General features: G+C 63.8%; 23 protein-coding genes. 8 read left to right on the top strand and 15 right to left on the bottom strand.

Annotation, left to right across the window (positions count from 1 at the left end):
- The first annotated feature begins 87 nt into the window (after window positions 1-87).
- Entirely contained in the window at window positions 88-972 is an 885-nt protein-coding gene (locus tag C2U58_RS16870) for a LytTR family DNA-binding domain-containing protein (protein WP_102946912.1), read from the top strand.
- A gap of 91 nt (window positions 973-1063) precedes the next feature.
- Window positions 1064-1450, top strand: a complete 387-nt coding sequence (locus C2U58_RS16865; RefSeq protein WP_102946911.1) for a hypothetical protein — start codon at window positions 1064-1066, stop codon at window positions 1448-1450.
- 25 nt (window positions 1451-1475) lie between these two features.
- Here C2U58_RS16865 and C2U58_RS16860 read toward each other — a convergent pair whose 3' ends face one another.
- The 5 genes from C2U58_RS16860 to C2U58_RS16840 all read right to left on the bottom strand — a co-directional run bounded on the left by C2U58_RS16860 (window position 1476) and on the right by C2U58_RS16840 (window position 5368).
- On the bottom strand, window positions 1476-1835 hold the full coding sequence (locus C2U58_RS16860; protein WP_102946910.1) for a hypothetical protein: 360 nt from the start codon (window positions 1833-1835) through the stop codon (window positions 1476-1478).
- Between the two features lie 3 nt (window positions 1836-1838).
- Window positions 1839-2255, bottom strand: coding sequence for a response regulator (locus C2U58_RS16855; RefSeq protein ID WP_102946909.1), 417 nt, complete (start codon window positions 2253-2255; stop codon window positions 1839-1841).
- Between the two features lie 96 nt (window positions 2256-2351).
- A complete protein-coding gene (locus tag C2U58_RS16850) occupies window positions 2352-2684 on the bottom strand; it encodes a multidrug efflux SMR transporter (protein ID WP_070207799.1) in 333 nt (110 codons plus the stop codon).
- Window positions 2685-3063: 379 nt separating this feature from the next.
- On the bottom strand, window positions 3064-3813 hold the full coding sequence (locus C2U58_RS16845; protein WP_102946908.1) for a glucose 1-dehydrogenase: 750 nt from the start codon (window positions 3811-3813) through the stop codon (window positions 3064-3066).
- 100 nt (window positions 3814-3913) lie between these two features.
- Window positions 3914-5368 carry a PLP-dependent aminotransferase family protein gene (locus C2U58_RS16840; RefSeq protein ID WP_102946907.1) on the bottom strand — a complete coding sequence of 485 codons (1455 nt, stop codon included), beginning with the start codon at window positions 5366-5368 and terminating at the stop codon, window positions 3914-3916.
- A gap of 60 nt (window positions 5369-5428) precedes the next feature.
- Here C2U58_RS16840 and C2U58_RS16835 point away from each other — a divergent pair, with 60 nt between their 5' ends.
- Complete coding sequence (locus C2U58_RS16835) at window positions 5429-6097, top strand: hypothetical protein (protein ID WP_102946906.1); 669 nt, start codon at window positions 5429-5431, stop codon at window positions 6095-6097.
- Here C2U58_RS16835 and C2U58_RS16830 read toward each other — a convergent pair.
- Genes C2U58_RS16830 through C2U58_RS16815 form a run of 4 tightly spaced genes read right to left on the bottom strand, consistent with a single transcriptional unit; the run spans window position 6052 to window position 9892 of the window.
- A complete protein-coding gene (locus tag C2U58_RS16830; RefSeq protein WP_102946905.1) occupies window positions 6052-7818 on the bottom strand; it encodes a cobaltochelatase subunit CobT in 1767 nt (588 codons plus the stop codon). The two genes, C2U58_RS16835 and C2U58_RS16830, sit on opposite strands and share 46 nt — an antisense overlap.
- A 1-nt stretch (window position 7819) precedes the next feature.
- On the bottom strand, window positions 7820-8851 hold the full coding sequence (gene cobS, locus C2U58_RS16825; protein ID WP_102946904.1) for a cobaltochelatase subunit CobS: 1032 nt from the start codon (window positions 8849-8851) through the stop codon (window positions 7820-7822).
- On the bottom strand, window positions 8805-9422 hold the full coding sequence (gene ureG, locus C2U58_RS16820; RefSeq protein WP_102946903.1) for an urease accessory protein UreG: 618 nt from the start codon (window positions 9420-9422) through the stop codon (window positions 8805-8807). The genes cobS and ureG overlap by 47 nt, the downstream gene beginning before the upstream one ends.
- A complete protein-coding gene (locus C2U58_RS16815; RefSeq protein WP_102946902.1) occupies window positions 9419-9892 on the bottom strand; it encodes an urease accessory protein UreE in 474 nt (157 codons plus the stop codon). Before C2U58_RS16815 ends, ureG begins: the two co-directional genes overlap by 4 nt.
- 97 nt (window positions 9893-9989) lie before the next feature.
- Here C2U58_RS16815 and C2U58_RS16810 point away from each other — a divergent pair, with 97 nt between their 5' ends.
- The 5 genes from C2U58_RS16810 to C2U58_RS16790 are packed head-to-tail and all read left to right on the top strand — an operon-like array spanning window position 9990 to window position 14183.
- Window positions 9990-10817 carry an urease accessory protein UreD gene (locus C2U58_RS16810; RefSeq protein WP_102946901.1) on the top strand — a complete coding sequence of 276 codons (828 nt, stop codon included), beginning with the start codon at window positions 9990-9992 and terminating at the stop codon, window positions 10815-10817.
- A gap of 22 nt (window positions 10818-10839) precedes the next feature.
- Window positions 10840-11142: an urease subunit gamma gene (gene ureA / locus C2U58_RS16805; protein WP_070207788.1), complete on the top strand. Its 303-nt coding sequence runs from the start codon at window positions 10840-10842 to the stop codon at window positions 11140-11142.
- A gap of 10 nt (window positions 11143-11152) precedes the next feature.
- Window positions 11153-11458 (top strand): urease subunit beta, encoded by a 306-nt coding sequence (locus C2U58_RS16800; RefSeq protein ID WP_102946981.1) that lies wholly within the window; start codon window positions 11153-11155, stop codon window positions 11456-11458.
- Window positions 11459-11468: 10 nt separating this feature from the next.
- Window positions 11469-13172: an urease subunit alpha gene (gene ureC / locus C2U58_RS16795; RefSeq protein WP_102946900.1), complete on the top strand. Its 1704-nt coding sequence runs from the start codon at window positions 11469-11471 to the stop codon at window positions 13170-13172.
- A 9-nt stretch (window positions 13173-13181) separates the two neighbouring features.
- Window positions 13182-14183 carry an urea transporter gene (locus tag C2U58_RS16790; protein WP_102946899.1) on the top strand — a complete coding sequence of 334 codons (1002 nt, stop codon included), beginning with the start codon at window positions 13182-13184 and terminating at the stop codon, window positions 14181-14183.
- Here the strand turns inward: C2U58_RS16790 and C2U58_RS16785 are convergent, their stop codons facing one another.
- From C2U58_RS16785 to C2U58_RS16760, 6 genes are all read right to left on the bottom strand, one after another.
- Complete coding sequence (locus C2U58_RS16785) at window positions 14184-14867, bottom strand: urease accessory protein UreF (protein WP_102946898.1); 684 nt, start codon at window positions 14865-14867, stop codon at window positions 14184-14186.
- Window positions 14868-14882: 15 nt separating this feature from the next.
- A complete protein-coding gene (locus tag C2U58_RS16780) occupies window positions 14883-15476 on the bottom strand; it encodes a HupE/UreJ family protein (protein ID WP_102946897.1) in 594 nt (197 codons plus the stop codon).
- 34 nt (window positions 15477-15510) lie between these two features.
- Window positions 15511-16950, bottom strand: a complete 1440-nt coding sequence (locus C2U58_RS16775; RefSeq protein WP_102946896.1) for an SLC13 family permease — start codon at window positions 16948-16950, stop codon at window positions 15511-15513.
- A 160-nt stretch (window positions 16951-17110) separates the two neighbouring features.
- The gene (locus C2U58_RS16770) at window positions 17111-17752 is read right to left on the bottom strand and encodes a sel1 repeat family protein (protein WP_146033492.1); all 642 of its coding nucleotides are present in this window, start codon (window positions 17750-17752) and stop codon (window positions 17111-17113) included.
- A 14-nt stretch (window positions 17753-17766) separates the two neighbouring features.
- The gene (locus C2U58_RS16765) at window positions 17767-18840 is read right to left on the bottom strand and encodes a hypothetical protein (protein ID WP_146033491.1); all 1074 of its coding nucleotides are present in this window, start codon (window positions 18838-18840) and stop codon (window positions 17767-17769) included.
- A gap of 140 nt (window positions 18841-18980) precedes the next feature.
- Window positions 18981-20201: an HlyD family type I secretion periplasmic adaptor subunit gene (locus tag C2U58_RS16760; RefSeq protein WP_301182359.1), complete on the bottom strand. Its 1221-nt coding sequence runs from the start codon at window positions 20199-20201 to the stop codon at window positions 18981-18983.
- Window positions 20202-20248: the final 47 nt, after the last annotated feature.

Here is a 20248-nt window from a genome sequence, read left to right as displayed (position 1 = left end):
CGGCCCGCAAGGGCTGGGGGACGAGCCGTGGGCCCACAGGGACGAACCGGAATGGTGTGCCACCGGCCTGCGGCCTACACTTTCCCGATGACCCATCCCGATCCCATGCCCTACGAACGGTATCTCCCCTGGCGACGCTGGGTGGAGTGGGGCTTCTGGGTGTTTCTGGTGGGGACCAACCTGCTGGGCAACAGCATCACCACGGTGATCGACCTGCGCCGGCTCAATGCCGGTTTCGAGACCTGGAAGCCGGTGGTGTGGGAGGCCAGCAGCGCGGTGGTCTGGCTGCTGGTGCTGATCCCGTTCCTGGCCTGGTACACCCGCCGCTTCCCGCTGCTGTGGGACAACTGGCGCCGGCGCCTGATCCAGTACATCCCGGTGAGCATGGCGGTGTGCCTGGTACACGTAACTGCCATGGTGGCGCTGCGGATGCTGGCGTACCGCGCGGTCGGCCAGGAGTACGACTTCGGCCCATGGCCGCGCGAGCTGGCCTACGAGTACCTCAAGGACGTACGCAGCTTCATCTCCATCGTGCTGGTGATGGAAGGCTACCGGTTCATGATGCGACGCTGGCGGGGCGAGGTCAGCCTGTTGAGCGCGCCGGACCAGGGTCCGCCGCTGGAGCCGGTGGATCGACCGGAGCGCTTCCTGGTGCGCAAGCTGGGAAGGGAGTTCCTGATCGCCGCCAGCGACATCGAGTGGGTACAGGCGGCCGGCAACTACGTGAACCTGCGCGTGCGCGGGCATGACTACCCGCTGCGCAGCACTCTGGCCGGCGTGGAAACGCGGCTGGACCCGCAGCGCTTCGTGCGCATCCACCGCAGCTACATGGTGGCCCTGCCACACGTGGCCTCGATCGAGCCGCTGGAAACCGGCGATGCGCGCGTGCACCTGCGCGATGGCACTACCCTGCCGTGCAGCCGCACCTACCGGCAGGAGCTGCGGGACAACGCAGGCGGGATGGCCGCCTGAGGGCACTTGATTCTCTGCACCGTAACGGCGACGCTGCGCACGTCAGGACGCGTTGACTCAACTCTGGGTTCCTACACATTGGAGGTGCACGATGAAGGTTGCAGCCGCTTTACTGTCCCTTTGTTGCGTTTCGTTCTCCTCGTCTGCGGTTGCCCCGCAGCGGGTGCAGTTCACCGGCACCCTGCAGCGGGATGCGTTGCCGGCAGTCGCCGTCGACCTGCAGCTCCCGTCCAGCCAGGCCGCCACGCTTCAGCTCTCCAGTGGCTATACCTTGGAGCTGACAACGCCTGGCAACCCGTCCAGTCCGGATGGCGCCCGCATCAAGTTGCTGTCGCCCGATGGCAAGGTCATGCACACGGCCAGCGTTCCAGGTCCTGGCGTGGCCAGCATCTCGTTCGCCTATCGGGTCTGTGCAGGGCAGGTCACCTACATGAGCCCTGCGCCGGCGCAAGTGACCGCATGCGGGGCGCAAGGCTGATCGCTTCGTTGCCGGCAGCGTCCGTTCAGAGCTTGCCGGCAACTTCGTAGCGCGCCACACCCTGGTCGACCAACGCCTTCAGCTCCCGGATGAGAGCAGCATCGTATGCGTCGAAGTTGAAGCAGGATTTCCCCTGCTTGCGCTTCCTCAGTGCGGGGCTGATGCTGTCCAGCAGCTCCGGAAAGTCATAGATGGGCATGAAGTGGAGGACGTACTTACGCCCTGAAGCCTTCACTGCACCAAAGAACTGTGCCTTGCCCTTGGCATCTGCGTTCTGGCAGTTGGCGTAGAAGTGGCCGTCTTCATCGTGGACAACGAGCAACCGCTGCCGATGGGGGAGCAGGAGATCGCGAAGGGCAGTGAACACATCGACGGACTCTTTCATGTGCTATCCCGGTGTCGAAACGAACGGGTCGGTTCCTGGAGCGTTGCGTCCACCCTCAGCGCGCGTGACAGCATTGAACAGCGCCATGAGTTGCTTGAGACGATAGGGCTTGGACAGGAAGGTGACGCCCTCCGGCAGCGGCGGCAGCTGGCTCCGGGCGTAACCCGAGGCCAGGATCACCTGGGCCTGGGGCAGGTAACGTGCCACGGTTTCGGCCAGTTCGATTCCCGATACACCGTTCGGCATCTCAATGTCACTGAAGACGACATCGAAATCGCCGTGGAGCCTGATCAGTTCCTCGGCGCAGCGGCCGTCCTCTGCCAGGACGACGTCAACGCCGTGGTCCGCCAGTGCATTACCTATCAGATCGCGCAGGTCCAGCTGGTCTTCAACCAGTAGAACGCGGGGCCGCCTCAACATGCAGATTCCGATACGTCAGTAGGTGGTCTGGAAGCCAGTGTGTCCGGTGGGCTGGCGCAGCTCAACGGCTTTTCCCTGAACCATACATCTTCCTCGTCAGTGGCCCGACGTCTTGGAGAGCGTGTTCATGACCACCACCCCGCCGGTGATCATCGCCATGCCGATCACGCCCCACAGATCGATCTTCTGGCCGTGCAGGACCCAAGCCACCAGTGTGATGAAGACGATCCCGACGCCGGACCAGATGGCGTAGGCCACCCCGACTGGAACGCTCTTGAGGGTCTGCGACAGGCAGTAGAAGGAAACGCCGTAGAAGAGCACGACCAGAATGGAAGGTCCCACCTTGGAGAAGCCCTCGCTGGCCTTCAATGCGCTGGTGGCGATGACCTCACTGAGGATTGCCACCGCCAGGTAGATCCATGCATTCATTCCCGTTGCCCTTTGTCTGGATCGGCCGATCTTGGCCCAAGGCATTGGAAAGGGGAATCTTGTCTGATCGGAAATACTGTGCGCAAAGCCGTCGTTACGTGGTGCGCAACGCGCGAGGAACCCAGCCGGGCAAGTGACGCCCGGCCGGCGTCAGTTCCCTATCACTTCCGGGTTGCCACGCTCTGCGCGGCTATCTCGGCCTTCGCCAACTGCTTGCCACCGTGGTAGCCCGCTACGAACACTCCCGCTGCCAGGATCAACCCTGCGAACAGCAGTTTCATTGCCTTGATGCTTGTCATCGGTAGGCCATGGTGATGGGCGTTGGCGTCCGATGCTAGCGGGTTCGCAGGCGCCGCAGTATCAGGGAAATCTGACGTGCCTACAGCACAGACATCCCACCGTCCACGCGCAGCACCACGCCGTTGACGAAGCTGCCCGCGTCGGAGGCCAAGAACAAGGCGGCGCTGGCCAGCTCTTCGGGCTCGCCCAGCCGGCCCAGCGGGATGGCGCTTGCGACCTGCTGTTCGAAGTCACCGCGCTGTTCCGGCGGGATGCCAAGCTTGTCCAGGATCGGGGTGTTGACCGGACCCGGGCTGAGCACGTTGACGCGGATGCGGCGTGCGCTGAACTCGACCATCCAGCTGCGTGCGAAGGCTTCGATGGCGGCCTTGGAACCTGCGTACACGGCGTGGCCGTCCAGTACCTTCTGGCTGGCGATCGAGCTGGTGATGATGATGGCGCCGCCGTCGCGCATGATCGGCGCGATGTTCTGCACGCCAAAGAACACGCCGCGCGCGTTGGCGCTGAACTGGGCATCGAACTCTTCGGGACTGACCTGGGTCGAGTCGTTGATGGTATTCAGGCCGGCGTTGGCCATGTAGATGTCCAGGCCGCCAAAGCGTTGCTTCAGCTCGGCCGCCACTGCGTCATGGTGGGCGATGTCCGCGACGTCTCCAACGAGGCCGGTGGCCGCACTGCCGATGGAGGCCACTGCGGCGTCAACGACGTCTTTTCGCCGCCCGGTGATGATGACGTGGGCGCCCTGCGCTGCGAAGAGCTTCGCGGTCGCCAATCCAATGCCGCTGCTGCCGCCGGTGATCAGGGCGGTTTTGCCATGGAGGGTCTGCATGGTGTTTCCGGAACGTGGGGGGTTCGGAGCACGATAGGCAGGCGCGTGGACGCACGGTAGACGGTGGACGGGAAACGGCGTGTTGAGCGCGGTGAACCAATCAGAGGATCACGACCTGGGCACCCTGCCTGCGCGCCGACGCGCGTAACGGGCCGCTGGACCAGACGTCGGCGATGCGCCGCACGGCTTCGTTCAGATCCGCCTCGGGCCGCACGAAGGGAATGCGCAGCCATTGGTCGCCGCCACCTTCCACGCTGAACATCGGGCCGGGCGGGATGTGGACGCCGGCGGCTTCCAGGCGGGTCGCGAACTGGGTGGCGCTGGTGCCCGCCGGCAGCTGCAGCCACAGCGTCATGCCGCCCTGCGGGAGACGGAAGCGCCATTCCGGCAGGTATTCGATGATGGCGTTGGCCAGCGTGTCGCGGCGCTCGCGCAGCTGGGTGCGGCGGGCGGCCAGCAACGCCTCGTCCTGCAGCAGTTCGGTCACCACCAGCTGGTCGAACAGGGCGGTGCCCAGGTCCAACTGCAGCCGTGCCTTGATGACCGCGTCCATCATTCCCTGCGGCGCGCGGATCCAGCCCACGCGCAGACCACTCCAGTACAGCTTGGACACGCTGCCCACGGTGATCGTCTCCGGGGCATGCGCGGCGAACGGCAGCGGCATTGGCGCGTCTGTGAGCGACAGCGCCTGCAACGATTCGTCGACGATGGGGACGGTGCGCGTGGCCTGCAGTTCGGCGGCATAGCGTGCGCGCTGGTCGTCGCGCATCAGGAAGCCGGTGGGATTCTGGAAGTCCGGAATGAGGTACGCCAGGTGCGGCCGGGTCTGTGTGAGGGTGGCGGCTACGCCATCGAGGTCCCAGCCTTCTTCGCCCAACGCGTCGCCCATGGGAGAGGCCACCAGCCGCGCGCCGCCGAGCCGAAGCGCTTCGATGACGTTGGGGTACACCGGCGATTCGATCATCACCCGGTCGCCAGGGCGCGACAGCGCCCGCGCCACCACGGCGGTGGCGGCCAGTGCGCCTGAGCACACCATGATCTGGTCGGGATCGGTAGGCAGCCCACGTTGGGCGAACTGCTGGGCGATCAGGGCGCGCAAGGCTGGCAGGCCGGTGGGACGGTAGCCATCGCTGCCGAGGTATCCGGGCAATCGCTCCATGGCTCGCTCATAGGCAGCGCCTATGCCAGGTATGGCCGTGGTGGATGCGCAGGTGAGGTCGATGCTGCCTTCCGGGTCGTAAGGATTAGCCACCGAACGCAGCGCGTGGTCGTGCGCGCGGCGGCGTTCGGCAGGCACCGCGGCGAACGTGCCGGCGCCGTGGCGGGTGCTGGCGAAGCCGGCAGCCACCAGGTCGGCATAGGCACGCGTGACTGTGTTGCGGGACACCCCGAGCTGCACGGAGACCGCGCGCTCACTCGGCAGGCGGGTGTCGAGCGGGATGCGACCGTCGCCAATGAGTTCCTGCAGGACCTGGCGCAACCCTCGATACGCCGGCTTGCGCGGGAACTGGCCGACCAGGGTGGCCAGGTGCTGGGGAGTCAGGGTGCGATTCATGGAGCCACTATGGCTGAACTGGCTCTACGTGGAAGTGCCACTTGTCGGGATACTGGCCCCATGAACCTGAATACCTCTCCGCTTGGACTGGCCAATCTCGGCCCTCTCGCCCAGCTCCGCGCAGGCCGCCTGCCCGAACGTCTGGTACGGCTGCTGGTCGGGCTGTATCTGTACGGCATTTCCAACGCGCTGCTGATGCGCAGCACGCTGGGCGGTTCGCCGTGGGTAGTGTTCCACGAGGGCGCCGCGCGGCACCTGCCGCTGTCGCTGGGCACGATCATGGTGCTGGTGGCGCTGGTGGTGCTGCTGCTGTGGATCCCCCTGCGGCAGATGCCCGGGTTGGGCACGCTGGCCAACACCCTGCTGCTGGGGCCGTTCACCGACATCAACCTGCAGGTGTTCGACGCGCCGGAGGCCTTGGGGCTGCGCTGGCTCTACCTGCTCACCGGCGTGGTGGTGTGCGCGATCGCCACCGCGCTCTATGTCGGCGCACAACTGGGAACCGGCCCGCGCGACGGCCTGATGACCGGCTTTGCCCGCCGAGCGGGGTGGTCCATCCAGCGGGTCCGCACCTGCATCGAGCTGGTGGTGCTGGCGCTGGGCTTCGCCCTGGGTGGCATTGCCGGTGTGGGGACGGTGGTGTTCGCACTGTGCGTGGGGCCGATCACGCAGTTCTTCATGCGTTACCTGGTGCTGCGGCTGGATGTGGCGCCGGCACCGGCGCAGTGATGTCGACGGGCGGCGCGTTGCACGAGCAGCCCGCCAAGCTCATTTGTCAGCGCGCCTGCCAGTTGCTCCGGCTCGCGGATGGTGACTGCACTCGCGTAGTGCCTGCCAACGTCATGGCCCATGCCTATCGCCACCAGCTCTACAGGCGAGCGCTTTTCGATCATGTCGATCACCGCGCGCAGGTGGCGCTCAAGATAATCCCGTGGGTTGGCCGAAAGCGTGGCGTCATCGGCGGGCGCGCCGTCGGAGACGACGATGAGAAGTCTGCGCTGCTCGGGCCGGGCGAGCAGGCGCTGGTGTGCCCATAGCAGGGCCTCGCCGTCGATGTTCTCCTTCAGGAGCTCATCGCAGAGCATCAGGCCGAGGCTGCTCCTGGCGCGACGCAGCGGCTGCTGCGCGGATTTGTAGATGATGTGGCGGGTCTGGTTGAGGCGGCCCGGTGCGGCGGGCCTAGCCGCCTTCAACCACCGCTCCCGTGGCTGTCCGCCGTTCCACGCCCCTGTGGTGAAGCCGAGGATCTCAACGCTGACACCGCAGCGCTCCAGCGTGGCGGCAAGGATGTCGCAACAGACCGCAGCCACGGCGATGGGGCGACCGTGCATGGAGCCGGAGTTGTCGATCAGCAGGGTGACCGCCGTGTCGCGGAAGCGGCTCTCGCGCTCCTGCTTGAACGACAGCGGCTGCGTCGGGTCGATGATGATGCGCGCAAGCCGGGCGGTGTCCAGCTCGCCTTCCTCGAGATCGAATGCCCAATCGCGCTGTTGGCGTGCCATCAGATGCCGCTGGAGGCGCGCCGCTAGGCGCCCTACGGTAACGCGGTGCGCGGCGCGATGCCGGTTCAGCACACCGCGTAGCCGCTGAAGCTCCTCCGGGGTGCGAAGGTCCCGCGCGTTCGCGATCTGATCGAACTCGGTAGTGAACACGCGGTAGCCGGTATCAGCGGCTATCGTTCGGCTGGCCGCGCGTAGCCGCGCCGGATTCAATGGCTGTCCATCCCGCCGGTCCAGGGTTGAGGGCACATCTACGATGGCGGGCTGGTCCAATTCGGTCGCATCCTCAAAGTGCTCATGCTGCTTCTCACGCACCGCATCGGTCTGGCCAGGTTCATCCGCCCCCTTGATGGACGCGTAGTTCAATGGTGCGCGATGCATGTGCGCTTCCAGCAACACGTCAGCTGCCAGTGCATCCAGATGCCTGGTGACAACCCGTGCGAAGCTGGACTGCTCGTACATAACGTATGGAAGTTCCTGCAGCATATTTTCGAACTGGTCGTGCACCCACGCTCCATGCTTCGCGAGTGCCGCCGCTCCAGTCACTGGCGACGGCTCACTGGTCAGCCGCGTTCGAAGGATCAGCGCAAGCACCGTCGTTGCGTCCGCCTCGCGCTCGTCCAGCGCGTTCTCCAGTGCAGCAGCCAGGTTTCGCGCTACGCCGCGCATGCGAACGGCTCCCACGGCTTCAATGCGGACGCTCTCCAATGCGTCGTACACCGCGCGCGCATGTGGATTGTTCGGTGCCATGTCCTCATGCATGCGCGCGTCATGGTGGGCCCGGCGCAGCGCACGGGCATCGCTGATGCCTCGGGTGACAGCAAGCCGGCTCAGCGCGAGGCTGCTTCGCGGCGCGGTCTGTTCAGCGTTTCGGTCACCTGCAAGTGCGCGTGAACATGCGTCAAGGGCCAGCCGGACCGCATCCTGTTCCGCCCCGCGCTGCGCTTTCATGTCAAGGCAACTGCACGTTGGCTATCGACTCCGGCAGGTCCTCGCCGAAGACGCGCTGATAGAACTCCGCGACGATGCCGCGCTCCAGTTCGTCGCACTTGTTGAGGAAGGTGAGCCGGAACGCAAACGCGATGTCACCGAAGATCTCCACGTTCTCGGCCCAGGTAATGACCGTGCGTGGGCTCATTACCGTGGCGATGTCGCCATTGGCGAATGCGGCGCGGGTCAGATTCGCCACCTGCACCATCCGCACCACCGTTTCCTGCCCCGCGTCGTTGCGGTGGTGCCTGGCCTTGGCCAGCACGATCGCCACTTCATCGTCCTGCGCCAGATAGTTGAGCGCTGCCACGATCGACCAGCGGTCCATCTGCGCCTGGTTGATCTGCTGCGTGCCGTGGTACAGGCCGGTGCTGTCGCCAAGCCCCACCGTATTGGCGGTGGCGAACAGGCGGAATGCCGGGTGCGGCAGCAGCACGCGCGCCTGGTCGAGCAGGGTGAGCCGGCTGGACGATTCCAGCACGCGCTGGATGACGAACATGACGTCAGGCCGCCCGGCGTCGTACTCGTCGAGTACCAGCGCCACGTTGTTCTGGTAAGCCCACGGCAGGATGCCATCGCGGAACTCGGTGACCTGCCTGCCGTCCCGGATCACGATGGCGTCCTTGCCGATCAGATCGATGCGGCTGACATGGCTGTCCAGGTTGATGCGCACGCACGGCCAGTTGAGCCGCGCCGCAACCTGCTCGATATGGGTGGACTTGCCGGTGCCGTGGTAACCGGACACCATTACCCGGCGCCGATGGGCGAAGCCGGCGAGGATGGCCAGGGTCGTCTCGCGATGGAACACGTAGTCCGGATCGATTTCCGGTACGTGCGCGCTTGCTTCCGCATAGGCGGGCACACGCATGCCGCTATCGAAGCCGAACAGCTGCGCCACCTCGACCGTGGAATCGGGCAACGCTTTCGCATCGCCCGACGTCACCGCATCAGGCGTGGAGCCCGCCGTTTTCCATGATGAAGTCGACAATTTCATCCAGCCCTTTTCCTCTGGAAAGGTCCGTGAAGCCGAACGGACGGGTGCCGCGCATTTTCAGCGCGTCGCGCTGCATCACCTCGAGATCCACATCCACGTATGGCGCCAGGTCGCTCTTGTTGATGACCAGGAAGTCCGACTTGGTGATGCCTGGCCCGCCCTTGCGCGGAATTTCTTCGCCTTGGCAGACGGAGATCACGTAGAGGGTAAGGTCGGCCAGGTCCGGTGAGAAGGTAGCGGCCAGATTGTCACCACCGGACTCGATGAACACCACGTCCAGATCGGGGAACGCGCGGTTCATCTCGGCAATCGCCTGCAGGTTGATCGAGGCATCTTCGCGGATGGCGGTGTGCGGGCAACCCCCGGTTTCCACGGCCATGATCCGGTCCTCGGACAGCGCTTGGCGACGCGCGAGGATCATCGCGTCTTCCTTGGTGTAGATGTCGTTGGTGATCACTGCAATGGAGAGGCGATCACGCAGTGCCTTGCACAGCTTCTCGGTCAGCGTGGTCTTGCCGGAGCCGACCGGCCCGCCGATGCCGATACGCAGGGGACCATGTTGTGAGCTCATGGCGTATGTCCGTGCGAATGCGAGTGTTGGTGGCTGTACGCACCGCGCACCGGACTGAACGGTTCATTGACTTCGCGCACCTTCGCGCCCAGGCCTTCCAGCATGGCGGTAATGACGTGGTCGCGCGCGATCAGGATGCGGTCGGGATAGATGGCGGCGGCGAGGTGCCGGTTGCCGATGTGCCACGCCAGTTCAGTGAGGTGCAGCGGGTTCTTGGCGGTGACTTCCAGCAACGCTTCTTCCGCTGCATGAATGTGGACGACCGTGCCATCTTCCAGCAGCAGCTGCGCGCCGGAAGCGAGCACAACCGGCTCAGGCAGGTCCAGCAGGATCTTCTCGCCGCTCGGCAGTGTGAGTGCGCGACGGCGCACATGCCGTTCGTCGTAACTCAGCACCAAGGTGCCCAGTGACACTCGGGGCAACCAGCCGTGTTCAACGGAACCGTCTTCTACCGCGATGGCCTTAAGCATCTTTCACTCCGGCTGAACATGACGGGTGTCCAATGAATCTACTCTAGCGCAGTTGATTCGAATGCGTCGTTGGCCTGCAAGTCACAGGGAGTCCTTGATGGCTGCGAACGATTGGCGTGGCAAGCTTGAGCTGTGGTTCGAGCACCAGGAAGGCAAGACCCGCCTCATGCGACGCCAGCATGTTGGGCCACTGGCTGTGCAGCGCGCGTTCTATCCAGAAACCGACGGATCCGCACATGTGTACATACTGCACCCACCCGGTGGCATTGCCGGTGGCGACCAGTTGGCGATCGAGTGCCACCTGGCCGAGCAGGCGCGGACGGTGCTCACTACACCGGGCGCAACCAAGTTCTACCGCAGCGAAGAACGGACCAGCATGCAGCAGGTTCGCATCGACGTCGCCGCTGGAGCGGTCTGTGAATACCTTCCCCAGGAGACCATCGTGTTCGCCGGTGCCACCGCCTCCATGAAGACCCAGGCCGTGCTTGCGGCTGATGCCGTGTATATCGGCTGGGACTTCGTAAGTTTCGGACGGCCAGCTGCGGGCGAACGTTTCGGCGCAGGGACGTTCCGGCAGTGCGTGGAGATCGTGCGCGACGGCGAACCGATCTGGTTCGAACGCTTCTGCGTGTCAGGGCCGGAGGCGGTGAAAGACCAGCCCTTCGTGCTGGCAGGCCAACCGATCATGGGCACGCTGGTGTACGCCGGACCGTCCATTGAAGACGCGGCGGCGCGTGTCCGCGACACACTCGGCGACGACGCGCAGCATGTGTTCTCGGTGAGCGCGCTGGAGCGCGTGGTGGTCTGCCGTTACCTGGGCGACCACATGTCGCAGGCCAAGTCGCTGTTCCGCAGGGCGTGGCACGTGCTGCGTGAGGGCGGTATCGGCAAGGGTGGCGTCGCACCGCGTATCTGGGCGACCTGAGACAACCAACGAGAGCAGAGCCATGGACCTGTTGCCACGTGAGAAAGACAAGCTGCTGCTGTTCACTGCGGCGTTGGTCGCCGAACGACGCAAAGCGCGGGGCGTGAAGCTCAACTACCCCGAAGCGGTGGCGTTGATTTCCGCAGCGGTGGTGGAGGGCGCACGTGACGGCAGGACCGTGGCCGACCTGATGTCGTATGGCGCCACGCTGCTGACCCGCAGCGATGTAATGGAGGGCGTGGCGGAGATGATCCACGACATCCAGGTGGAAGCCACGTTCCCGGACGGCACCAAGCTCGTTACCGTCCACAATCCAATCCCGTGAGGTGGTCGTCATGATTCCCGGAGAGTATTTCATCGAAGAAGGATCGATCGAGCTCAACCAGGGACGCGAACGCCGCAGCCTGCAGGTGAGCAATTCCGGCGACCGTCCCATCCAGGTCGGCTCGCATTACCACTTCTTCGAAACCAACACGGCACTGCTGTTCGACCGCGACCAGGCCCGCGGCTTCCGCCTGAACATCCCTGCCGGCACCGCAGTTCGTTTCGAGCCGGGCCAGGACCGCACGGTGGAGCTTGTGGCGCTCGCTGGAGCGCGCGAGGTCCATGGGTTCAACGGCTTGATCATGGGCAAACTGTAGGGGCAGGCATATGGTTACCATCACCCGCGACGCCTATGCGAATCTTTATGGCCCGACCAGGGGCGACCGTGTACGGCTGGCCGACACCGAGCTGATCATCGAGATCGAGGAAGACCGCACCATCTACGGCGAGGAAGTCATCTTCGGCGGTGGCAAGGTCATCCGCGACGGCATGGGACAGGGCCAGCGGCTGGCCAGCGAGGTGGCCGACGTGGTCATCACCAGCGTGATCATTCTCGACCACTGGGGCATCATCAAGGCCGACATCGGGATCAAGGACGGACGCATTTCCGGCATCGGCAAGGCAGGCAATCCGGATATCCAGCCCGGCGTGGACATCGTGATCGGTCCCGGTACCGACGTCATCGCCGGCGAAGGCAACATCGTCACCGCCGGTGGCATCGACACCCATATCCACTTCATCTGCCCGCAGCAGGCCGACGAGGCACTGGCCAGCGGCACCACCACGCTGGTCGGCGGCGGCACCGGCCCCACCGTGGGCACCCTGGCCACCACGGTGACGCCCGGACCGTGGGCGATCCACCGCATGCTGGAGGCCGCCGACGTGCTGCCCCTCAACGTCGGATTGCTGGGCAAGGGCAATGCGAGCCAACCCGAACCGCTGCGCGAACAGATCCGCGCGGGCGTGATCGGGCTGAAGCTGCATGAGGACTGGGGCACCACCCCGGCGACCATCGACAACTGCCTGACCGTGGCCGATGAGGAAGACATCCAGGTCGCCATCCATACCGATACGCTCAACGAGAGCGGCTTCGTGCGCGACAGCTTCGCGGCCATGAAGGGCCGCACCATCCACAGCTTCCATACCGAAGGGGCCGGCGGTGGCCATGCGCCGGACATCATCACCGCCGCCGGGGAAGAGAACATCCTGCCCTCGTCGACCAATCCGACCCGGCCGTACACGATCAACACCGTGGACGAGCACCTGGACATGCTGATGGTCTGCCATCACCTCAGTTCCCAGGTGCCCGAGGACGTGGCCTTTGCCGAGTCGCGGATCCGTCGCGAGACCATCGCCGCCGAAGACATCCTGCATGACATGGGTGTGTTCTCCATGATGTCCTCGGACTCGCAGGCGATGGGCCGCATCGGCGAAACCACGCTGCGCTGCTGGCAGACCGCGCACAAGATGAAGGTGCAGCGTGGGCCGCTGCCCGAGGACAACGCGCGTAATGACAACTTCCGGGTCAAGCGCTACGTGGCCAAGTACACGATCAACCCGGCGATCACCCACGGCCTGGCGCACGAGGTGGGCTCGGTCGAGGTCGGCAAGCGCGCCGACCTGGCGCTGTGGAAGACCGACTTCTTCGGGGTGAAACCCAAGGCCGTGCTGATTGGCGGCATGATCGCGGTGGCCCCGATGGGCGACCCGAACGCGTCCATTTCCACGCCGCAGCCGGTGCACTACCGGCCCATGTACGCCGGCATGGGCCGTGCCGGTGCCTCCACCGGGGTCACGTTCGTGTCCCGGAGCGCGCTGGCCGATGGCATCGGCGAGAAACTCAAGCTCAACAAGCACCTGGTGGCGGTCAAGGTCATCCGTTCGCTGCGCAAGAAGGACATGATCCACAACGGGCTCACCCCCAAGCTGGAAGTCGATCCGCAGAACTACCAGGTCCGCGTGGACGGCGAACTGATCACCTGCGAACCGGTGGATGTGTTGCCCATGGCCCAGCGCTACTTCCTGTTCTAGGCCCGCGCGATGAATGTGGCCAACTGGACACTGCGGGGGATCGGCCAGGTCGTCTTCCAGAACAACCCCTGGAGTGGCCTGGTCATCCTGCTGGGCATCGCGTTCAACTCCTGGGTCTACGCCGCCATCTGCGTGGTCGGCGTGCTGGCCAGCACGTTGACGGCGGTCGTCCTCAAGGCCGACCGCGGGCTGATCCGCGATGGGCTGTTCGGCTTCAACGGCGCGCTGGTGGCACTCGCCCTGATTGCGTTCACCAGTGAGGACTTCCAGAGCGGCGCGGTCCCGTCCGTTGCGATGTTCGTCTACCTGGTCTGCGGCGCGGCCATGAGCACCCTGGCCTTCGCCAGCCTGGCCGCACTGCTGGGCCCGCACAAGGTGGCGCCGCTGACGATGCCGTTCGTGCTGATCGGCTGGCTGTTCCTGTTCGCCATCCTGAAGTTCGACGCCATCGAGGCCGGGCCCATGGCCAAGCCGGTGTCGCCGGATCAGTTCTCGTACGTCGCGCCGTATGTGCTGCCCACCTGGTACATGGGCATCGGCGCGTCGGTGGGGCAGATCTTCTTCCAGGACAACTGGATCACCGGCTACATCATTCTGCTGGGCATCGCGCTGCATTCGCGCATTGCGGCCGGGATGTGCCTGCTGGGCGCGGTGGTGGGTACGGTGGTCGCCGCGCTGTTCGGTGGCCCGGAAGGGGCGATCCGCGATGGCCTGTTCGGCTACAACGCGGCACTGACCGCGATGGCACTGGGGGGCATCTTCCTGGTGTTGACCTGGCGCAGCTTCTGCTACGCGCTGTTCGGCGCAGCGGTTTCGGCGTGGCTGTGGGCGTCGGTGGCGATCTTCCTCAAGCCGATCGGCATGCCGGTGCTGACCTCGTCGTTCGTGATCGTGACCTGGTTGATGCTGGTCGGGCAGTACGCGTTCAAGGCGCTGGTACCGGTACCACCGGCGGAGTCGACCACGCCGGAAGACAACCGGCGGCGCCACGTCGCGCACTCCCCGCCCTGATCAGGAGCGGAACAGACGGCTGTACTGGGTCTCGTGCCACGCGCTCATCATCGCCAGCGCGGGGGAGACGTTGCCGATATCGTCGTCGCTCACCGTCATCGCCCGACCAGCGGCGCGCTCGATGACCGGCATCGAAGCAATCAGGATGCGTTGGCCCGAGGTGTGCCCCAGCGGCACCAGTCGCATCGCGGCAGCGACCTGGGCCTCCACCACGCTCCACATCAGCCCGCGCAGCGCCGTGGGTGGCGCAACATCCCAGTGCGCGCAGGCCAGCGCAAAGGACGCGGGGTAGGTGAGGCGCACGTTGGCAGCGTCGCTGGCCCGCCTCACGCCGAGGTCGATAAGCAGGCGCAGCAGCGACTCGCTCATGCGCCGGTCCTCCAGCTCCAGCTCCCTGCTCTCGCGCCCGGCGGCCAGCCACGCGTTGGCTGATCGGAACGCTGCGCCATCGTCCTGCTCCAAAGCGTGGGCCATGCGCCAGAACAGTGCGCCGTCGAGCAGCGCGTAGCTGTGCTCCAGCACGCCCAGTATCCAGCAGGACGCCGTGCCTTCATCGTGCACGACGCCGGCATGCACGGCCGGTTCCAGTCCCCTGGAATAGGAGAAGCTGCCGACCGGCTGGCTGGGGCTGATCAGCCGCAGCAGGTGCAGGGGCAGTGCAGAGGAGGGATCGAAGCAGTCCACGTTCTGGAATCCGCTTCAGCCCACCATCATCAGCAGGCCCCAGGCGGCGATGGCGCCCCCCGCCACGCGCAGCGACAGGCGTCCGGCCCTGGCATTCATCAGACGCCCGGCACCCACGCCGAGGCCCAGGCCGACCGCATGCAGCACCACGGTTGCGAGCACGAACCCGGCGCCGTAGGTGAGCATGTGCGCACTGCCGATTTCCGCGCCGTGCGCGTAGCCATGGAAGAACCCGAAGAAGCCGGCGACTGCAGCGCCAAACAGCGGGGACACCGGCAGCGCAAAGGCGATGGCCAGCCCGAGCACCGCCACCGACGCCAGGATCACCGGCTCCACCAACGGCAGCGACAGGCCGCCCAGCGCAGCCAGGAAGCCCAGCACCATCACCCCCACGAACGCGGCAGGCACCGCGATCAGTCCGCGCCTGCCCAGGGTGCTCGCCCACAGACCCACCGCGACCATGGCCAGGATGTGGTCCACCCCGAGGAAGGGGTGCGCCAGGCCTGCGGCGAAGTCGGTGTGCGCGTGGTCGGTCGCGCTGACGTGCGCGAACGCGGGGAAGGCCAGCAGGAGCGATGTGGCCGCGAGGAACTTCACCAACGTTTTCATGGCTGACTCTCCAGATACGGAAGCGGTGTTGGGTTCAGAAGGAACCGAATGCAGCGCCGAGGAAGAAGATCGCCACCAGCGAGATCAGCACGCCGACGATCACCGTCATGAACATGTCGAAGTAGCTGTTGGCGTGGGTCTGCTTGCTGATCTGCAGCAGCAGCAGCACCGTGCCGTTGTGCGGGAGCGCATCCAGCGTGCCGGCGCTGACCACGGTAAGCCGGTGCATCAACGCCGGGTCGATGCCGTACTCGGCCGCCATCCGCATGTACTCGCTGCCCAGCGCGTTGAGCGCGATGGCCATGCCGCCGGAGGCCGTACCGGTCAATGCGGCCAGTGAGTTCATGGCCACCACCAGCGATACCAGGGGGCCGCCCGGGATCTGCAGGACTGCATCACGCACCACTTCGAAGGTGGGCATGGCCGCCACCACCGCGCCGAAGCCGACCAGGCTGGCGATGGTGAGGATGGGCAGTGCGGACGAGTTGGCGCCGGCATCCAGGCTTTCGCGCAGCGATTGCAGGCGCTTGAAGTTGAGCACCACGGCGGTGAGGTTGGCGGTGGCCAGCGCGATCAGCACCGACCAGACACCTATGGACGCGTTGACGTCGATTCCCCACGGCGCGCTTTCCAGCGCGGAGAAGTCCACGCGCGGCAGCACGATCAGCGCCATCAAGAAGTTGACCACGATGACCACGACCAGTGGCATGACAGCGACGATGAAGGAGGGGTAGTCGTCGGTGCGCTTGCCGTGCTCCAGTTCGGCCGGGTCGAAGTCGCCGGAGTTCGTGGCCTGCTCGCGGGTCTTTTCCGGAATGACGATCTTTCCATCGTCTTCGGTATACGACTCGCCCGCCGTGCGCGCCTTGGCTTCGGCACGGTGCAGCCACCACATGCCGAACGCCATGGTGATGATCGAGGCCACGATGCCCAATCCCGGTGCGGCAAAGGTGGTGGTGCCGAAGTACGGCATGGGGATGGCGTTGTTGGTGGACGGGCTGCCCGGCATCGCCGACATGGTGAAGGTGAAAGCGCCCAGGCCGATGGCCGCGGGCATCAGCCGCGAAGGAATGTTGGCGGCCTTGAACATCTCGCGCGTCATCGGCACCAGCACGAAGAACGCCACGAACACGCTGACGCCACCGTAGGTGACCACCGCAGAGGCCAGCACCACGGCCAACATGGTGCGTTTCACCCCGAGCTGTTTCGTCAGGTACTTCGCAATGGCGGTGATGGACCCGGTATCGTCCATCAGCTTGCCGAAGATGCCGCCGAGCAGGAACAGCGGGAACCAACGGATGACGAAGCTGCCAGCGCCGGACATGAAGGTGGTGGTCCAGTTGGCCAGCACCACCTCGCCGGAGAGTATCGCGGTCAGCAGTGCCGCCGCTGGCGCCAACAGCAGCACGCTCCAGCCCTTGTAGGCCAGCCACATGAGCAGCGCCAGGGAAATCAGAATCGCGAGCAGACCCATACATGCACTCCCAAGGACGAACCCGCAGAGGCTGGATGGGGAAAGGATACTGCCGCGACGGACGTGCAGCGGTTGTTCCAGTATTTTTACTGGTGCTGCACTAACGGCGGCGTATCTCTAATGACTGTTCTTAACACTTTTCTTACACGCCAACGTTGTTTCAGTGCTGCGGGCTCTGACCTCCCATAGTTGAACTTCCAAGCTGCGAATCCACCAGCTGATCCCAGTGAGCAAGATCGCGCTTGGCGTTCTCACTACCGAGTGTCGCTGCTTTCTCTGCGTAGTCCTTCGATAGTCTGAGATCCTGCGTCACGCCCTTCCCCATGAAGTAAAGGGAAGAGAGGTTGTAATATCCCCTCGGGTCCCCGAGCTCCCCTGCAAGCCGGTAATGCTCTAATGCCACGGACACAGGCTCTCCACTAAGTTCTCCTTGCTCAAGTGTAGTGTTTGCCAGCCAAAGGTGGGCAGCCGCGTAGCTCGGACGCTGTGCTATCGCCAGCTTCAGGTAAGCCACGCTCTTGCGGGAATCTTCGAAACCATTTGAGATGCGTGCATCGCCATGTATTCTTCCAAGCGCCAAGCTTGCCGCCGCATCTCCGCGTGCCGATGCGTTCAACAGCGCATCCAGGTCGACCCCACCGTCCTGTGCCCGCGGCAAGTCCGGAAAGCCATCCAGCCCGCTCGAAACGGCAAGCTTGATGCGATCCTTGAGATCCATGGGATCTGCAATCCTTATTTCGGTAGCTTGTGATGTCGTTGATAGTGTCATGGCAATAGCTATCAATATTTCTCGAATCCTCATCAACTATCCCCCTGTCATGCAGCCAGATACTGCTGGTCAATGGGAATGCAGAATTCAAAGTCCGGTAGTCCCAAACCCTCTGCGTCGAGCTCAAGCGCTGCTTGGCCTTCCGTTTCCATGGACCAATCATTCTGCCCTTGGCGGAACAGCACATCCACAGCCTCAGTAACGTGACCGTCGGCCCACCAGACCTTGGAGTCAAGGGCATGGATGTTTCCGGACCCGTCGCGTCCGCCATTTCTGAGTGCATCCAGACTGATTGCCGCGATACCCCAGTCTTCCAAGGTACGTAGCTCTCCCGCTTCAGATATGCCGTTAATGTTGAGGTCCTGCCACACGCCCAAGCTGCTCCATGCGGCGTCGGACTGGTCGATGATTCCACTACCATCCAAATCGAGCTCCGCTAGCGCTTGGAAGCCATCTCGCGCCCGATTGCCATTGCCAAGAAGCGTGTGCTCCCCGAAGAGCTCCGCACCGCTATCGATGCTGCCACTCTTGTCAATGTCCATCACCAACAGACCGTCTTGTGCCGAGACCCACCCCGTGGCAGCCGCCACACCGTGTCCATCGAAGTCAAAGGAAACGCCAGCGGTACTTGGCAGTGTCTGAACTCCATCACCGTCAAGGTCGACGACAATGGGAGTGAAGTAGGCATCTCCAACATCCTTAAGCTGATCCAGAACGCCGTTGGGCGTCGCTGCCAAGGTAATGTTGACACTGGCAGCCTCCAAGAAGTCCTGGACGAAGTCAATGCAGTTGTTGTCCTTCAGATTGTAGTTTGGGGGAGTTTTGGCGCCCGATCTGTAGCCATTGATGTTGCCAAGCATTGTTTCGATGGACGCAGCGAAGTTTGCATTGTATGAAGAGAACTGATGACTGGACGCCCCGGGGTAGTCCCCGATGTCACTGAAGCTCATGTTGTCGCTGGATGTGCCCCAATCACTGCCAGGACTGAAGCCGATCGACTCTCGCCTGTAACCGTTGTCCGTGAAGTGCTCTACGGTCAGGAATACGTGTCCCGTTCGCGAAACGTGGCCGTCCGATCGTACTGAGCCTGCCGGAGCAGTCCACACAGTGAAGCTCTGCATGTGTAGATATCCTGGTCCGTTGTCTCTGGAGACCTCGTATGTGTTGCGGGTGTCTTCCTGTAGAACAGTCGAGTAGTGCTTGGGCATCTTGCTTCCTTTGCGTTCGAAGTTGGCATTTCATTTTCGGCACGGTCGATCGATCATTGCAGAGCGAGCTCGGTCCTTGTCCTGTCTATGACCGGCTTGAGTAGCTTGCTTAGTAGCGTTCTCTCCTTCGTCCTGATGCGAATCTCAACCGGCATGCCGGGTTTCAGCGGCAACGAGTCTGCTGCTGCGGTCAGGGCATTTTGGAAGGAGATGACAACGGTGTAGTAGGGCTCTCCAGATCGCTCGTCAGTCGTTCGATCAGCCGAGACTCGCTTCACTCTGCCATGCCGCTTTGGGGTGCTGTTTCTGTCCATTGCGGTGAAGTAGAGATCGGCGTTCGTCCCAAGCTCCACTTCGTCAACGCGCCCGACCGGCAGCCGCCCCGTCACCTCGAGACTTGAACCGGAAGGAACGATTTCCATCAAGAGCTGGCCAGGACGCACTACGCCTCCGCGGGTGTGCACCGCCAAGGCAACCACTGTTCCAGCCACCGGTGCTCGAACATCTGCCGACTCAAGCGAGACCCTTGCAGAAGTCAGCGCACTCTTCAGGACCTCCATCTCCCGATCAAGCATGACCAAGCTGTCAAGGCGCTGCGCGCCGCTTGTATGTGAGGCACCCGATAGCCGCGAGGACAGGTGCTTGATGGATTCGTTCGCAATGGCAACCGCTGCCTGCTCCTGGGCTACTTCCGCTTGTAGACTGAGATGCTCACGCTCCATGCCAATGAGTTGGTGTCTGGACAGGTATCCGTCGAAGGTCAACCTTTGAAGGCCCGCCAGTTGCTCCGACGACAACTCCAGCTGTCGCTTTTTGTAGCCGAGTGAGAGGGTTGCCGCGTGGCGTTTCTTCTTTGCCGCTTCCAGTTCAGATTGAGCTCCCATTCTCGTCAGGGCGTCGATGGCCAGATTTTCTTTGAGAATCTGACGGTGCAGGGGATCAAGCTGTGGCGTCGATTCGTCAAGCGCTTTTGCTTCTCCCGGTCGATTGCTGGAAGCCAGTTCTGCGCGAACTCGAGTAGCAGTTTCCTTGGCGATTTTGTGTCGCGCTTGAAGAGAGTGGTAGTCGGCTACAGTAGAAGTCGCGTCAAGACGAACAAGCACGTCGCCTGCTCTGACCATGTCTCCTTCAGAAACATTTATTTGATCGATCACTCCTTGACCGCGCGCTTCGACTGCTTTCTTATTTCCATTTGGTGTGACGACCCCTTGCAATGCAACGTCGCTTGGGAGTGGGACCAGGGCCGCCCATGACAGGAGCGCAACGGATCCGATGATCAGCGCGCTCCTGGGGGTTCACCCCCGTTTTCACGGACACTTAC

Source organism: Stenotrophomonas sp. VV52 (genome assembly GCF_002893095.1).
GTDB lineage: Bacteria > Pseudomonadota > Gammaproteobacteria > Xanthomonadales > Xanthomonadaceae > Stenotrophomonas > Stenotrophomonas aracearum.
This window is presented reverse-complemented; position numbering and strand designations above follow the sequence as displayed.